This is a genomic window from Pseudoxanthomonas koreensis (assembly GCF_010093225.1).
GTDB classification, from domain to species: Bacteria; Pseudomonadota; Gammaproteobacteria; order Xanthomonadales; family Xanthomonadaceae; genus Pseudoxanthomonas; species Pseudoxanthomonas koreensis.
In genome coordinates this window covers 1-14,740 of record NZ_PDWM01000039.1, presented here as the reverse complement: position 1 = coordinate 14,740, position 14,740 = coordinate 1, and the positions used below count along the sequence as shown (strand labels likewise).

Below are 14,740 nucleotides of genomic sequence, written 5' to 3'. Positions count from 1 at the left end.
AAGTCGCGTGAGTTCGAAAACCCGTCTGGCGGCCTTCGCCATCGCCCTGTCCGTCCAGGCAACACCGTTCGCCTCGCACGCGGCCGAGGCCGACGACTGGGAATGGATGGTCGAACCGTATGTATGGGTGGCCAGCATCGGCACCGACATGCGGACCTTCAGCCCCCCCACGCAGGCCGACAGCGACATGTCGTTCTCCGACATCGTCGACAAGCTCGACGGGGTGTTCATGGGGCGCGTGGAAGGACGCAACGGGCGCTTCGGCGCGTTCGCCGACTTCATCTACCTGGGACTGGCGGACAGCCACCAGCGCCGGTTCATGCACACCAGCACCGACCTGGACGCGCGCCTGTTCGATGCGGCCTTCTCCGTGCGCATCGGCGGCCAGCGCGATACCGGGCTGGACCTGTACGGCGGCGTGCGTTACATCGACCTCGACCTCACCACCCGCTTCCTTCCGGACAATCCCGCCCTGCAGCCGCACACGCTGGACGCGGGGGACAGCTACCTCGACTTCCTGTTCGGCGCCCGCTATGCATGGCCGCTGTCGGATCGCTGGAACCTGGTGGCGCGCGGCGACGGCTCGGTCGGCGAGACCGATGGCACCTGGAGCGCATCGCTGATGACCAGTTATCGCACGGGAAACGGCGCCTGGCTGTTCGGCTACCGGTACATGGAAGCCGACCTCGCCAACCGCAACAGCGAAATCGCACTCGACCTGAGCGGGCCGGCTGTCGGCTACGGCTTCAGGTTCTGATCACGGCGGGCACCTGCCCAGGATCCAGTTACGGCAAGAAAGGATGAATCGGATGAAAGCTGGAAATACGAGATCGGCGCTGGTCCTGCTGCTTTCGCTGGGCGCCGCACTGACTGCCTGCTCCAGGAATCAACCGGAGCAGAAGGCCGGCGACGCGGCCCCGGCGCAGGTCGCGACCGCCGCCACGGGGACCGACGCTGCGCAGGACAGGACGCCCGGCTTCAACTTCCGGATCCCCGAGAAGATCATGACGCCGGACACGGTCGAAACCCGGCTCGGCACGCTGCGGTTCTTCGACGGCATGCCGGATGCGGCGACGGTCGATACGCTGTACGACAACCTCGACCTGATGCGCGGCGTGGAGACGTTCCTCAACGGCATCCCGGCCACCTCCATCGAAGGCCTGCGCCTGGCCCATGTGGAACAGGGGCTGACCACGTCGAACCAGGCCCTGATCTTCGACGACCTGCTGGACTCGGCGCCGCTGATGCTGACCGGCAATACCGATACCGTCTACTGCTCGGTGTTCCTCGACCTGCAGAAGGACGGACCGACCGTCGTGGAGATTCCGGCGGGCTCGGGCCCCGGCACCGTCAACGACGCGTACTTCCGCTTCGTCACCGACATGGGCGGTCCGGGTCCGGACCGCGGCAAGGGCGGCAAGTACCTGGTCCTGCCGCCGGACTACGCGGGCGACCTCGAACCGCCGGTGGGCGGCATGGAAGCGGTCGTCGATGGCGAGAAGTACTTCGTCTCCAGGTCCACGAGCTACGCCAACTGGCTGATCCTGCGCGGCTTCCTGGTGGACGGGAAGCCGGACGCCGCATCGGCGATGTTCCGCAACGGCCTGAAGGTGTACCCGCTCGCGAGCAAGGCGAACCCGCCGGAAATGGAGTTCCGCAACGGTTCGCGGAAGTTCTTCAACACCGTCCACGCCAACAACTTCGACTTCTACGAAGAACTGCACACCGTGATCGAACGCGAGCCGGTGTCGACGTTCGACCCCGAGTTGCGCGGCACCTTTGCCGCCATCGGCATCGAGAAGGGCAAGCCCTTCGCGCCGGATGAGCGGATGAGGAAGATCCTGACCGAGGCGGTCGCCATCGGCAACGCCACGGCGCGCGCGATCAGTTTCCGTCCGCGCGCTGCGGACGCCCGGATATACCCGGACAGCGACAGCGCGTGGAAGAGCGCCTTCGTGGGCGGCAGCTACGAGTGGCTGGCGAACGAAGGCCGGGGTGGCCGCAACCTGGACGCGCGCACCCTGTTCTTCTACCAGGCCACGGTCAACACGCCGGCCATGACGTTGAAGATGGTAGGCGCCGGCTCGCAATACGCGTATGCGGTCACGGACAGGAACGGCGACTATCTCGACGGTGCCAAGAACTACAAGCTGAACATCCCGGCCAATGTCCCGGCCAAGGACTTCTGGTCGGTGGTGGTGTACGACCCGCAGACCCGTTCGCAGCTGCAGACGTCACAGACGTTCCCGAGCAAGAACAACAAGCGCGATGCGTTGCTGGTCAATGCCGACGGTTCGGTCGACCTCTATTTCGGTCCGACGGCACCGCCCGGCAAGGAGGCGAACTGGATCCAGACCGTGCCCGGCAAGGCCTGGTACACGTTGTTCCGGCTGTATGGTCCGCTCGAACCCTGGTTCGACAAGAGCTGGCGGCCTGGAGAATTCGAACGGGTCGATTGACGGAAGCGTGTCGCCGGCATTCCAGCCCCTGCGCCGGACTGCCCGGGCCATGCGGATGACACCGGTCCGCCCGGCCCGGGTCGGCCTAGGGCGGATGTCCGCTTCGGGCAGGAGCCTGTCCCTCAATCGCCCAGGTTGATCCAGGTCGCCTTCATCTCGGTGTACTTGTCGAAGGCATGCAGCGACTTGTCGCGGCCGTTGCCGGACTGCTTGTAGCCACCGAACGGGGCGGTCATGTCGCCGCCATCCCAGTAGTTGACCCAGACGCTGCCGGCGCGCAGGCCGCGGGCGACCCGATGCGCACGTGACAGGTTCGACGTCCACACGCCGGCGGCCAGGCCGTACTCGGTGTCGTTGGCGATGCGCAGCGCCTGGGCCTCGTCGTCGAACGGGATCACCGACAGCACCGGGCCGAAGATCTCCTCGCGCGAGATGGTGTGCTCGGGGCGCACCTCGTCGAACACGGTCGGTTCGACGTAGCAACCGCCTTCGACGGTCGTGGCGCGCTGGCCGCCCAGCGCCAGCCGCGCGCCTTCGGCCTGGCCTTTCGCGATGTAGTCCAGCACCCGCCTGGTCTGCCCCTCGTCCACCATCGCGCCCATCGGCGCGCCGGGTTCCAGCGGGTGGCGCGGCTGCATCTTCCGGCCGGCCTCGATCACGCGGGCGACGAACGCGTCCTTGATCGATCGCTCCACCAGCAGCCGCGAGGCGGCGGTGCAGACCTCGCCCTGGTTGTAGAAGATGCCGCTCGCCGCCGCCGCCGCGGCCTTGTCCAGGTCCGGCGCGTCGGCGAAGACGACATTCGGACTCTTGCCGCCGCACTCCATGTAGGCGCGCTTCATGTTGGACAGGCCGGCGCACTGCAGCAGGCGCTTGCCGACCGCGGTGGAACCGGTGAACACCAGGCCGTCCACGTCCATGTGCAGCGCCAGCGGCTCGCCCGCTTCCTGGCCGTAGCCGGGCACCACATTGAACACGCCGTCGGGAATGCCGGCCTCGGCGACCAGTTCGGCCAGGCGCAGCACGCTCAGCGGCGACTTCTCCGAGGGCTTGAGCACCACCGAATTGCCGGTGGCCAGCGCCGGCGCGATCTTCCACGCGGCCATCAGCAGCGGGAAGTTCCACGGCACGATCGCGCCGACCACGCCCAGCGGCTCGCGGGTGACCAGGCCCAGCTCGTCGTTGCCGGTGGGCGCGACCTCGCCGTAGACCTTGTCCAGCGCCTCGGCGGTCCAGGCGAAGCAGCGGATCGTCGCGGCCAGGTCGACGTTCACCGCGTCATCGATGGGCTTGCCCATGTCCAGCGATTCCAGCAGCGCCAGTTCGTCGGCGTGCCGCTCGATCAGCGCCACCAGCTTCTGCAGGACCTTCTTGCGCTTGGCCGGCCGCTCCTGTGACCAGGCGCCGCCCTCGAAGCTGCGCCGCGCCGCGCGCACCGCGCGGTCGATGTCGGCATGCCCGCAGCGCGCGACCTGGCCGAGCACACGGCCGTCGATGGGGCTGACGCAGTCGAAGCTGCGGCCGTCGGCGGCGTCGACGTAACGACCGTCGATGAAAGCCTGCGTGCGCAACGAGAGGCCATCGGCCATGGCCTGCCAGTCGGCGCGGGTGCGTGGGGTGCTCATGCGGAGGCTCCGGCCAGGGTTGGATTTCAGAACGTCGCCGGCGTGTTGGCGCTGACGATCACCGCGTCCTCGTCGCCGACGTTGCGGAAGCGGTGCGGTACCCGGCTTTCGAAGTAGTAGGCCTCGCCCGCGCCGAGCACGCGCACCTGGCTGCCGACCGTCACCTCGACCCGGCCGGCGACGACCACCCCGCCCTCCTCGCCTTCGTGCTCGATCATCGCCTCGCCGGTGTCGCTGCCCGGCGGCATCACCTCGCGCAGGATGCACATCTGCCGCTGCGGGCGGTGCTGGCCGACCAGGTAGTAGTGGATGTCGTTGTTGCCCACGTCCGGCAGTTCGTCGGCCGCGTAGAACGGCTGCTCCGGCGGACCCGGATCCAGGTCCAGGGTGAAGAAGTCGGCCAGCGAGACCGGGATCCCGTCGAGCACCTTCTTCAGCGAGCCCACCGACGGGCTGACCTTGTTCTGCTCGATCAGCGAGATGGTGCTGTTGGTGACGCCCACGCGGCGGGCCAGCTCGCGCTGGCTCAGGCCCCGGGCCGTGCGTACCCGCTGCAGGCGTGCGCCGATGTCCATCGCCTCGTTCCACTCCCGCCCGGCAGCCGGCCCGGCGTGTTGCCGGATACTTTACATGCACCCTCGACCGGGTCAATTTTTGGCGTAGACTCGGCCGCAGCGTTGAATTTATCGAACGGCGCCCGGCCGGCAGGTCCCGGTGCCGCCCCTGCCCCGGAGCGCCCATGAACCACCCCGACGACGCCCTCCGCAGCGCCCTGGCCGAACACTACGCCGCGCAGAACCTGTCCGCGCCGGCGGCCATGGACGCGTTCTGGATGCCGTTCACCGCCAACCGCCAGTTCCGCGACAGTCCGCGCCTGCTGGCCAGCGCCGAAGGCATGTACTACCGCGACGTCGATGGCCGCCAGGTCCTCGACGGCGCCGCCGGGCTGTGGTGCTGCAACGCCGGCCATGCGCGGCCGCGGATCGTGGAAGCGGTGGCCAGGCAGGTGGCCACGCTCGACTTCGCGCCCAACTTCCAGATGGGCTCGCCGCTGCCGTTCGTGCTGGCCGAGCGGCTCAAGGCGATCGCGCCGCGGCCGCTGGACCACGTGTTCTATACCAACTCCGGCTCCGAGTCGGTGGACACCGCGCTGAAGATCGCCCTGGCCTACCACCGCGCCCGCGGTGAGGGCCAGCGCATCCGCCTGATCGGGCGCGAGAAGGCCTACCACGGCGTCGGCTTCGGCGGCATTTCGGTGGGCGGGTTGCCGAACAACCGCAAGTGGTTCGGTCCCGGCCTGCCGGCGGTGGACCACCTGCGGCACACGTTGGACATCGAACGCAACGCGTTCTCGCGCGGCCTGCCGGCGCACGGCGTGGAGCTGGCCGAGGACCTGGAGCGGCTGGTGCAGCTGCACGACGCTTCGACCATCGCGGCGGTGATCATCGAGCCGATCTCCGGTTCGGCCGGAGTGATCCTGCCGGCGCCGGGCTACCTGCAGCGGATCCGCGAGATCTGCGACAGGTACGGCATCCTGCTGATCTTCGACGAGGTGATCACCGGCTTCGGCCGCGTCGGCGCACCGTTCGCCGCGCAGCGCTTCGGCGTCATTCCCGACATGATGACCACCGCCAAGGGCCTGACCTCCGGCTGCGTGCCGATGGGCGCGGTGTTCGTTTCCGAGAAGATCCACCAGGGCTTCATGCAGGGCGCGGACAGCGCCATCGACCTGTTCCACGGCTACACCTACACCGGCCACCCGCTGGCCTGCGCCGCCGCATTGGCCACGCTGGACACCTACGAAGAGGAAGGCCTGCTGACCCGCGCGCTGGAGCTGGAGGAATACTGGCAGGAAGGCCTGCACGCGCTGCGCGACCGCCCGAACGTCATCGACATCCGCAACTACGGCCTGATCGGCGCGGTCGAACTGGCGCCCGAAGCCGGCAAGCCCGGCGCACGCGGCTACCAGATATTGGAGCGTGCCTTCCGCAAGGGGCTGCTGGTCCGCGTCACCGGCGACACGGTCGCGCTGTCGCCGCCGCTGATCGTGGAACGGCAGCACATGGACGACATCTTCTCCATGCTCGGCGAGGTGCTTTCCAGCCTTTGACCTGTTCCACTTGAAGAACAAGAAACGCCCCCACGCCGCAGACACCCATCCCGGAGATCCACCATGCTGATCGGCGTTCCCAAGGAAATAAAGAACCACGAGTACCGCGTCGGCCTCACCGCCAGCGGCGCGCGCGAGCTGTCGGCGCGCGGCCACCAGGTGCTGGTGCAGCGCGATGCGGGCGCCGGCATCGGCCTGGCCAACGAGGTCTACGAGGCCGCCGGCGCGCGGATCGTCGACAGCGCCGGGGAGGTCTATGCGCGCGCCGAGATGATCATCAAGGTCAAGGAACCGCAGCCCTCGGAAACCGCGCTGCTGCGCCCCGGCCAGCTGCTGTACGCCTACCTGCACCTGGCGCCGGACCCGGAACAGACCGCCGCGCTGCTGGCTTCCGGCTGCACCGCCATCGCCTACGAGACCGTCACCGACGACCGCGGCGGCCTGCCGTTGCTGGCGCCGATGAGCGAGGTCGCCGGGCGCATGTCGATCCAGGCCGGCGCGCACGCGCTGGAAAAGGCGCAGGGCGGTTCGGGCATCCTGCTCGGCGGCGTGCCGGGGGTGAAACCGGCCGAGGTGATGGTGATCGGCGCCGGCACCGTCGGCCTCAACGCGGCGCGCATGGCGATGGGTCTGGGCGCGCACGTGACCCTGCTGGACCGTTCGCTGGACCGGCTGAAGTACATCGACGAGCTCTACGGCGACCGCCTGACCACGATCTATTCCAGCCGCGACGCGATCGAGGACCGCCTGCCCTACACCGACCTGGTGATCGGCGCGGTGCTGATCCCCGGCGCGGCCGCGCCCAAGCTGGTCTCGCGCGGACAGCTCAAGTCGATGCGCCCCGGTTCGGTGCTGGTGGACGTGGCCATCGACCAGGGCGGCTGCTTCGAGACCAGCCGCCCGACCACGCACCAGGAGCCGACCTACGAGGTCGACGGCATCATCCATTACTGCGTGGCCAACATGCCCGGCGGCGTCGCCCGCACCTCCACCTTCGCCCTGACCAACGCCACCCTGCCGCACGCGCTCGCGCTGGCCGACAAGGGCGTGGCGCAGGCCCTGCTGGACGATCCGAACCTGCGCAACGGGTTGAACGTGCATGCCGGGAAACTGACCTACCGCGCGGTGGCCGATGCCTTGAACCTGCCGTTCACCCCGGCGAGCGAGGCGCTGGGGCAGTGACCCGTCAGCTCCACCACCACGTCGGTGGCCGCGAACGCCCGGGCGGCGACAGCCGCCACGGCGACGTGTACGACCCGGCCACCGGCCAGGTCAGCGCCCGCGTCCCGCTGGCCGACGCCGCCGAAGTCCGTGCCGCCGTGGACGCCGCCCACGCCGCCTTCCCGGCCTGGGCGGCGACACCGCCGCTGCAGCGCGCACGGGTGATGTTCCGCCTGCGCGCGCTGGTCGAGCGCGACGCCGACGCGCTGGCTCGCACGATCACCTCCGAACACGGCAAGACCCTGTCCGACGCGCGCGGCGAGGTCACCCGCGGCATGGAGGTGATCGAGTTCGCCAGCGGCATCCCGCACCTGCTCAAGGGCGAGCACTCGGCCGAGGTCGGCCGCGGCGTGGACAGCTGGAGCGAACGCGCGCCGCTGGGCGTGGTCGCCGGCGTCACCCCGTTCAACTTCCCGGTCATGGTGCCGTTGTGGATGGCGCCGGTGGCGCTGGCCTGCGGCAATGCCTTCGTGCTCAAGCCGTCGGAGAAGGTGCCGTCGGCGGCGCTGCACCTGGCCGCGCTGCTGGTCGAGGCCGGCCTGCCCGACGGCATGTTCAACGTGGTCCACGGCGGCCGCGAAGCGGTGGATGCGCTGCTCGACGACGAACGCGTGCAGGCGCTGTCCTTCGTCGGCTCCACCCCGGTGGCCCGCTACCTGTACGAGCGCGGCAGCGCGGCCGGCAAGCGCGTGCAGGCGCTGGGTGGCGCCAAGAACCACGCGGTGGTGCTGCCCGACGCCGACATCGGCCTGGCCGCCGACGCCCTGCTCGGCGCCGGCTACGGTTCGGCCGGCGAACGCTGCATGGCGATCTCGGTGGCGGTGTGCGTGGGCGACGCCACCGCCGACGCGCTGGTCGCCGCGCTGGCGCCGAAGGTGGCGGCGCTGCGCATCGCGCCGGGCCTGGACGATGCCGACATGGGGCCGCTGGTCGACGCGGCGCACCGCGAGCGCGTGCGTGGTTACATCGACCTGGGCGTGGCCGAAGGCGCGCGGCTGGTGATCGACGGGCGCGCGCACGGATGCGTGGGGCGCGACGGCTTCTTCCTCGGCGGCAGCCTGTTCGACCATGTCGCCCCGGAGATGCGCATCTACCGCGAGGAGATCTTCGGACCGGTGCTGTGCGTGGTCCGGGTGCCGGACTTCGAGGCGGCGCTGGCGCTGGTGGACGCGCACGAGTACGGCAACGGCACCGCGGTGTTCACCCGCAGCGGCGGCGCGGCGCGCGAGTTCGCGCGGCGGGTGCAGGCCGGCATGGTCGGGATCAACGTGCCGATCCCGGTGCCGATGGCCTTCCACAGCTTCGGCGGCTGGAAGCGCTCGCTGTTCGGCCCGCTGCACATGCACGGGCCGGACGGGGTGCGGTTCTACACGCGGCTCAAGACGGTGACGGCGCGGTGGCCCGAGGGCGCGGCGGGTGCCGAGTTCGTGATGCCCACCATGCGCTGAAGCCGCGATGCGGCCTGCATGGCGGCCTCGCTACACTGCCTGGCATGACCGAGGATCCGCGCCGCGCCCAGCTGCGCCGCATGAAGGCCATCGCCCTGGCGATGCTGCTGGCGATGCTGTGCGGCTTCGTCCTCGCCCACGCCATGGGCAACCTGGGCGTGTGGGCCTGGGTGTCGGCGTTCTGCGAAGCGGCCACGGTCGGCGCGCTGGCCGCCTGGTTCGCCGTGGTCGCCCTGTTCCGCCACCCGCTGGGCCTGCCGATCCCGCACACCGCGATCATCCCGCGCAGCAAGCACCGCATCGCCGACAGCCTGGCCGCGTTCGTGCGCGACCATTTCCTCGAACCGCAGACCCTGCTCGCCCGGCTGGAAGTGTTCGATCCCGCGGCGAAGCTGGGCGAGTGGCTGTCCCGCCCCGAGCAGTCGCGGCGGCTGGCGCAACTGGCACGCGGCTGGGCGCTGCAGGCGCTGGACCTGCGCGACGAGCGCGCCGTGCGCGAGGCCATCCAGCGCTTCGTGGTCGCCCGCCTGCAGGCCTGGGACGCGGCCGCCCCCGCCGGCGAGGTGCTCGGCCTGCTCACCGCCGACGGCCGCCACCAGCAGCTGCTGGACGAAGCCCTCAAGCGCCTGTCGCGCTACCTCGACGGCGAAGCGGTGAAGCAGCGCGCCTCGGCCCTGCTGGTCAAGCACGCGCGCCGCGAGTGGCCGCGGCTGGTCGGCACGGTCAACTGGATCAAGCCGGTGGAAGGCATCGCCGACGACCTCGCCGAACGCATCGCCCGCGCCGTGCTCGACGAACTCAACGACATCCTGTCGCAGCCCAGGCACCCGATCCGGCGCGACTACGAACGCTGGCTGCGCGGTTACATCCAGCGCCTGCGCTCGGACCCGGAGCTGGCCACGCGCGTGGCGCAGATCAAGCAGCAGCTGGTCGACCATCCCAGCGTGCAGGACTACGTGCGCGGCCTGTGGGACCAGATCCACGCCGCGCTGCGCCAGGACCTGGAGCGCGAGCACGGCGCGCTGGCCGGCCACCTGCAGCGCTCGCTGGAAAGCCTGGGCGAAGCGCTCGGTCGCGACCCGGCCCTGCGCGAGGCGATCAACCAGCACGTGATGGGCGGCGCCGAAAAGCTGGCCCTGCGCCTGCGCGGCGGCGTCACCGACTACATCGCGCAGACGGTCAAGGGTTGGGACGAGCGCCACCTGGTCGAACAGCTGGAACTGAGCGTGGGCCGCGACCTGCAGTACATCCGCTTCAACGGCACCCTGGTCGGCGGCCTGATCGGGCTGGTGCTGCACGCGGTGATCGTGCTGCTGGAGCGCGCGCCGGCCTGAGCGGCCGCGCGAGGCGGCGGGGACGCCAGCCTGTGACGCGAAGCACGTAATCCGGCGCACCCGCCACTGCACCGCCGCTATGATCCGGTCAGGGGGACAACGACCGATGCCAGTCAAATTCCTGGGCCAGTTCCTGCTGGAACGCGGCGTGATCACGGCGGAGCAGTTGCAGGCGGCCACCGCCGCGCAGCGCGCTTCCAACCTGCTGCTGGGCGAGCTGGCGGTGCGCGAGGGCCTGCTCGACGCCGCCCAGGCGCAGCGCATCAACGAGCGCCAGCGCAGCGACGACCGCCGCTTCGGCGACATCGCCATGGAACTGGGCCTGCTCGAGCCGGCCCAGGTCGAGGCGCTGCTCGCGCGGCAGAAGGCCGCGCGCAAGCTGTTCGGCGAAGTGCTGGTGGAACAGGGCGCGCTGGACCCGGCGCGGCTGCAGGCCGAGCTGGCCGCCCACCACGCCGACCAGGACGCGGCCAGCCACGCGCTGGCGGTCAGCGTGGCCGACCACACCCTGGCCGAGTTCGCCAGCGGCGTGATCGGGCTGTGCGCGCGCCTGCTCCCGCGCCTGCTGGACAGCCCGTGCCAGGCCGCCGGCCTGCTCGATGCAGGAGCGCTGTCCGCTTACCCGTGCGTGGCGCATGTGCAGCTCGAAGGCGAGCAGCCGCTGTACATCGGCCTGGCCTGCGACCGCGACACGATGCACGCGATGGCCCGCGCCTTCCTGCGCATCGGCCCGGAACGCTGCGGCGATGCACTGGCGCTGGACGGGCTGGGTGAGATCGCCAGCGTGCTGGCCGGCTACGCGTTGCGCCAGGTGCTGCCCGACGATGGCCGCTACCTGCCCGCGCCGCCCGACACCACTACGCCCGCCGTCGCACTGGCTACTGACCGGGACCGCAGCCTGGCGGTGCTGATGAACGCGCAGGCCGGACCGTTCGTGCTGCTGCTCGGCACGGGCTGATCCCGGGCCGCCACCTTCGCGGGCGTCAGGCCACCGACTGCTGCAGCCGCCAGGCGCGGTGGATGCGCAGGTTGCGCTCGAAGTCCGGCGGGATCGTCTTCGCGCTGATCTCCTCGCACTCGGCGAACTGCGCCACCGCTTCGGCGTCGAGGCGGAAGCGGCGGAAGTTGTTGGAGAAGTACAGCACCCCGTCCGGGGTCAGCCGCGCCATCGCCGCACGCAGCAGGCGCACGTGTTCGCGCTGCACGTCGAAGTCGTCGGCCCGGGCCGAATTCGAGAAGGTAGGCGGGTCGCAGAAGATCACGTCGTAGCGCGCCCGTTCGGCTTCAAGCCAGGCCAGCGCATCGCCCTGCACCAGCCGGTGCGCTTCACCGCCCAGGCCGTTGAGCGCCAGGTTGTCGGCGCACCACTGCAGGTAGGTCGCCGACAGGTCCACGCTGGTGGTCGAGGCCGCGCCGGCCACCGCCGCCTGCACGCTGGCCACGCCGGTGTAGCAGAACAGGTTTAGGAAGCGGCGTCCCTTCGCCTCCTTCGCCATCTGCCGGCGCAGCGGGCGGTGGTCCAGGAACAGGCCGCTGTCGAGGTAGTCGAACAGGTTCACCCACAGCCGCGCGCCATTCTCCCGCACGACGAAGCGCTCGCCCTGCTGCTGGTACTTCCCGTACTTCGACCCGCCCTTGCCGCGTTCGCGGGTCTTCAGCGCGACGCGCTCCGGTGGCACGGCGAAAGTCTCGCGCGCGGCGGCGACCAGTTCGGCGCGGCGGCGGCGCACGTCGGCGTCGGGGATCTCCGCCGGCGGCGCGTACTCCTGCACGTGCAGGAAGGTGCGCTGTTCGCCGCCATCCTCGGCGTAGACGTCGATGGCCGCGGCGTATTCGGGGATGTCGGCGTCGTAGGCACGGAAGCAGGACACCTGCTCGCCGCTGCGCCAGTTCTTCAGCTTGCGCAGGTTGCGCTGCAGGCGGTTGGCGACCATCTTCGCGCCGTCGGACAGTTCGCGCGGCGCGGCCGCTTCGCGCTGCGGCGGGCGCACCGGGTCGCAGACGATCAGCGCGCATTCCAGCGCGCCGTTGAACAGCTGGTACTTCTTCGCCGCGCGCAGGCCGGTGGCGTGGGCCAGCGCGGCGTCGCCGCACAGCAGGCTTGCCCGCCAGTCCGGCACGGCGCGCTGCAGGGCCGCGCCCAGGCGGCGGTAAAGCGTGCCGTCGGCGGCCAGGCGCTGGTCGTAGGGCGGATTGCACACGACCAGGCCGCGCGCTTGCGGCGGCGCGGGCAACTCATCGATGTCGCGCACTTCGAAGGCGATGGCGGCGGCGACGCCGGCTGCCTGCGCATTGGCGCGCGCGGCGGCGATGGACTGCCGGTCCAGGTCGCTGCCGTGGAAGACCGGGCGCAGCGCGGCCAGGCCGGCGCGCGCGCGGTGGCGGGCGTCGGCGACCTGGGTATTCCAGGTCGCGACGTCGAAGCCGGTCCAGCGCGTCGGCAGCGGGGCGTCCGCGTCTTCAGCGATCGCCGCCTGCATCCGCCCCAGCCCCGGCGCCACGTCGGCCGCCATCAGCGCGCCTTCGATCAGCAGCGTGCCGCTGCCGCACATCGGGTCGAGCAGCGCGCCGCCTTCGGCCGCCTCGTACAACACGGGCCAGCCGCCGCGCAGCAGCACGGCTGCGGCCAGGTTCTCCTTCAGCGGCGCCTCGCGCTGTTCGGCTCGCCAGCCGCGCCGGTGCAGCGGGCCGCCGCCCAGGTCCACCGACAGCGTCGCCCGGCCCTTGCGCAATGACAGGTTCAGGCGCAGCCCGGGCGCTTCGACATCCACCGACGGCCGCTCCAGCCCCGGCGCGCGGAACGCATCCACCACCGCGTCCTTGACCCGCTGCGCGGCGAAGCGCGCATGGGTGATCGCATCGCCGGACACGTGCGCGTCCACCGCCACGGTGTCGCCTTCGGCCAGGTGTTCGTGCCACGGCAGCGCGGCGGCGCCGGCGTACAGCGCCTGCTCGTCCGCGCAGTCGAACGTGTCCAGCGGCCACAGCACCCGGCTGGCCAGCCGCGACCACAGCACCGCGCGCTGCGCGTCGGCCAGCGTGCCCTCGGCATTGGCGCCGGCGATGGTCGCGGTGGCGCGCGTGGCGCCCAGCGCCTGCAGCTCGTCGGCCAGCAGGTACTCCAGGCCCTTGGCGCAGGAGACGAAGAACTTCATGGATCGGATCGACTCGGGAACGGGGGGTAAGGATGCGACGGGCCCCTTGCGGCCCGGCACGGGAACGGTCAGTGCGACGGCAGCGATTCGAGCAGTTCGGCGAACGCCTGCGCGGTGGCCTCCACGTGCGCGGCCAGGCGGTGGCTGTCGTCGAGCAACAGCAGCCGCGCCGAACGCGCCCGTGCCCACTCGACCACGTCGGCGGCCGGGATGATCTCGTCGTGCCAGGCGTGGACCACCGAGGTCGGCACGCGCGCCGCGTCCAGCGCCGGCATCGGCCCCATCCGGGTCGGCGGCACCATCAGGAACAGCGCGCGGGTCGGCACCTGCAGCGAGGCGATCGCCGAGATGTACGCGCCCAGGCTGGAACCGGCCAGCACCACCGGGCCTCCTCGCGCGGCCGCACCGCCGGCGATGCGCAGCAGCCGCTGCAGGCGCGCCGGCACGTCGCCGACGTTGCTGATATCGCGCTTCGCATCGAGGTCGGTGTAGTCGGGGCGCTCGGTGCTCCAGCCCAGCCGTTCGGCGGCCTCGGCCAGCGCGGTCACCTTGGTCGCATCCGGCCCGCTCTCGAATCCGTGCGAGAGGATGCAGTGGCCGCGGCTCACAGCGCCTCCAGCCGTCCGCCGCGCGGCAGGGTCGCCATGAGTCTGCCCAGCGGGCTGTCGGGTGCGGGCACTGGAGACGGGGAATCCATGCGCGAATGCTAGCATTCGCGCCATGTCACCCCCGCCCCCGCCGGCCCCGCGCCCGCCGTCCATCGTCGACGCCCCGCTGCCCTACGTGGCCCTGCTGGAACCGCGGCCGCTGGACCAGGTCGACCTGGTCGTCATCCACTGCACCGAACTGCCCGACCTGGCCACCGCCCGCGAATACGGCGAGCGCGTGATCTACCCCAGCGGCACCGGCAACAGCGGCCACTACTACATCGACCGCGACGGCAGCATCCTGCGTTACGTCCCCGACGACCGCAGCGCCCACCACGTGCGCGGCCACAACGCGCGCGCGATCGGCATCGAACTGGTCAACACCGGGCGCTGGCCGCACTGGCTGGATTCGCGCCACCAGGCGATGGACGAGCCCTATCCCGACGCCCAGGTCGAAGCGCTGCTCGCGCTGCTGCAGGCGCTGGCCGCCACCCTGCCCTCGCTGCGCCACATCGCCGGCCACGAAGACCTCGACCGCGAACGCGTGCCCGCCAGCGACGACCCCGCCGTGCTGGTGCAGCGCAAGCTCGACCCCGGCCCGCGCTTCCCGTGGGCACGGGTGCTGGCCCACACCCCCCTGCAGCGCCTTCCGCTGTTGTAGGAGCGGGCATGACCGCGACCCGGCGTCGGCACAGGCGACGGCGTCATGGTTCCGACGCCCGGTCGCGGTCATGCCCGCTC

12 protein-coding genes are annotated in these 14,740 nt (G+C 70.9%); 8 read left to right on the top strand and 4 right to left on the bottom strand.

The annotated features are described in order from the left end of the window. The first annotated feature begins 7 nt into the window (after positions 1 to 7). Entirely contained in the window at positions 8 to 757 is a 750-nt protein-coding gene (locus CSC64_RS11510; RefSeq protein ID WP_162435468.1) for a hypothetical protein, read from the top strand. A gap of 52 nt (positions 758 to 809) precedes the next feature. Next, positions 810 to 2,459, top strand: a complete 1,650-nt coding sequence (locus CSC64_RS11505; RefSeq protein ID WP_162435467.1) for a DUF1254 domain-containing protein — start codon at positions 810 to 812, stop codon at positions 2,457 to 2,459. A gap of 122 nt (positions 2,460 to 2,581) precedes the next feature. Here CSC64_RS11505 and CSC64_RS11500 read toward each other — a convergent pair whose 3' ends face one another. Beyond that, positions 2,582 to 4,084 carry an aldehyde dehydrogenase gene (locus tag CSC64_RS11500; protein WP_162435466.1) on the bottom strand — a complete coding sequence of 501 codons (1,503 nt, stop codon included), beginning with the start codon at positions 4,082 to 4,084 and terminating at the stop codon, positions 2,582 to 2,584. A gap of 26 nt (positions 4,085 to 4,110) precedes the next feature. After that, a complete protein-coding gene (locus CSC64_RS11495) occupies positions 4,111 to 4,659 on the bottom strand; it encodes a cupin domain-containing protein (RefSeq protein ID WP_162435465.1) in 549 nt (182 codons plus the stop codon). A 164-nt stretch (positions 4,660 to 4,823) separates the two neighbouring features. Between CSC64_RS11495 and aptA the strand changes: the two genes are divergently transcribed. The 5 genes from aptA (at position 4,824) to CSC64_RS11470 (ending at position 11,155) form a co-directional block, all read left to right on the top strand. Next, positions 4,824 to 6,194: an omega-aminotransferase AptA gene (aptA, locus tag CSC64_RS11490; protein ID WP_162435464.1), complete on the top strand. Its 1,371-nt coding sequence runs from the start codon at positions 4,824 to 4,826 to the stop codon at positions 6,192 to 6,194. 63 nt (positions 6,195 to 6,257) lie between these two features. Further along, complete coding sequence (ald, locus tag CSC64_RS11485) at positions 6,258 to 7,376, top strand: alanine dehydrogenase (RefSeq protein ID WP_162435463.1); 1,119 nt, start codon at positions 6,258 to 6,260, stop codon at positions 7,374 to 7,376. Then, positions 7,373 to 8,863 (top strand): CoA-acylating methylmalonate-semialdehyde dehydrogenase, encoded by a 1,491-nt coding sequence (locus CSC64_RS11480; protein ID WP_162435462.1) that lies wholly within the window; start codon positions 7,373 to 7,375, stop codon positions 8,861 to 8,863. Before ald ends, CSC64_RS11480 begins: the two co-directional genes overlap by 4 nt. 44 nt (positions 8,864 to 8,907) lie before the next feature. After that, complete coding sequence (locus tag CSC64_RS11475; RefSeq protein ID WP_238390024.1) at positions 8,908 to 10,197, top strand: DUF445 domain-containing protein; 1,290 nt, start codon at positions 8,908 to 8,910, stop codon at positions 10,195 to 10,197. Between the two features lie 106 nt (positions 10,198 to 10,303). Further along, on the top strand, positions 10,304 to 11,155 hold the full coding sequence (locus CSC64_RS11470) for a cyclic di-GMP-binding domain-containing protein, MshE-related (protein WP_162435461.1): 852 nt from the start codon (positions 10,304 to 10,306) through the stop codon (positions 11,153 to 11,155). Positions 11,156 to 11,180: 25 nt separating this feature from the next. Here the strand turns inward: CSC64_RS11470 and rlmKL are convergent, their stop codons facing one another. Beyond that, positions 11,181 to 13,352 (bottom strand): bifunctional 23S rRNA (guanine(2069)-N(7))-methyltransferase RlmK/23S rRNA (guanine(2445)-N(2))-methyltransferase RlmL, encoded by a 2,172-nt coding sequence (gene rlmKL, locus CSC64_RS11465; RefSeq protein ID WP_162435460.1) that lies wholly within the window; start codon positions 13,350 to 13,352, stop codon positions 11,181 to 11,183. 68 nt (positions 13,353 to 13,420) lie between these two features. Next, positions 13,421 to 13,960, bottom strand: a complete 540-nt coding sequence (locus CSC64_RS11460; protein WP_162435459.1) for an alpha/beta hydrolase — start codon at positions 13,958 to 13,960, stop codon at positions 13,421 to 13,423. Between the two features lie 112 nt (positions 13,961 to 14,072). Between CSC64_RS11460 and CSC64_RS11455 the strand changes: the two genes are divergently transcribed. Next, on the top strand, positions 14,073 to 14,660 hold the full coding sequence (locus tag CSC64_RS11455) for an N-acetylmuramoyl-L-alanine amidase (protein ID WP_162435458.1): 588 nt from the start codon (positions 14,073 to 14,075) through the stop codon (positions 14,658 to 14,660). The last annotated feature ends 80 nt before the right edge of the window (positions 14,661 to 14,740 follow it).

What these genes read in the sequence shown, in the direction of transcription:
- CSC64_RS11505 (WP_162435467.1), top strand. Translation starts at nt 810, where the DNA reads ATGAAAGCTGGAAATACGAGATCGGCGCTGGTCCTGCTGCTTTCGCTG.
- CSC64_RS11500 (WP_162435466.1), bottom strand. Translation starts at nt 4,084, where the DNA reads ATGAGCACCCCACGCACCCGCGCCGACTGGCAGGCCATGGCCGATGGC.
- CSC64_RS11495 (WP_162435465.1), bottom strand. Translation starts at nt 4,659, where the DNA reads ATGGACATCGGCGCACGCCTGCAGCGGGTACGCACGGCCCGGGGCCTG.
- aptA (WP_162435464.1), top strand. Translation starts at nt 4,824, where the DNA reads ATGAACCACCCCGACGACGCCCTCCGCAGCGCCCTGGCCGAACACTAC.
- ald (WP_162435463.1), top strand. Translation starts at nt 6,258, where the DNA reads ATGCTGATCGGCGTTCCCAAGGAAATAAAGAACCACGAGTACCGCGTC.
- CSC64_RS11475 (WP_238390024.1), top strand. Translation starts at nt 8,908, where the DNA reads ATGACCGAGGATCCGCGCCGCGCCCAGCTGCGCCGCATGAAGGCCATC.
- CSC64_RS11470 (WP_162435461.1), top strand. Translation starts at nt 10,304, where the DNA reads ATGCCAGTCAAATTCCTGGGCCAGTTCCTGCTGGAACGCGGCGTGATC.
- rlmKL (WP_162435460.1), bottom strand. Translation starts at nt 13,352, where the DNA reads ATGAAGTTCTTCGTCTCCTGCGCCAAGGGCCTGGAGTACCTGCTGGCC.
- CSC64_RS11455 (WP_162435458.1), top strand. Translation starts at nt 14,073, where the DNA reads ATGTCACCCCCGCCCCCGCCGGCCCCGCGCCCGCCGTCCATCGTCGAC.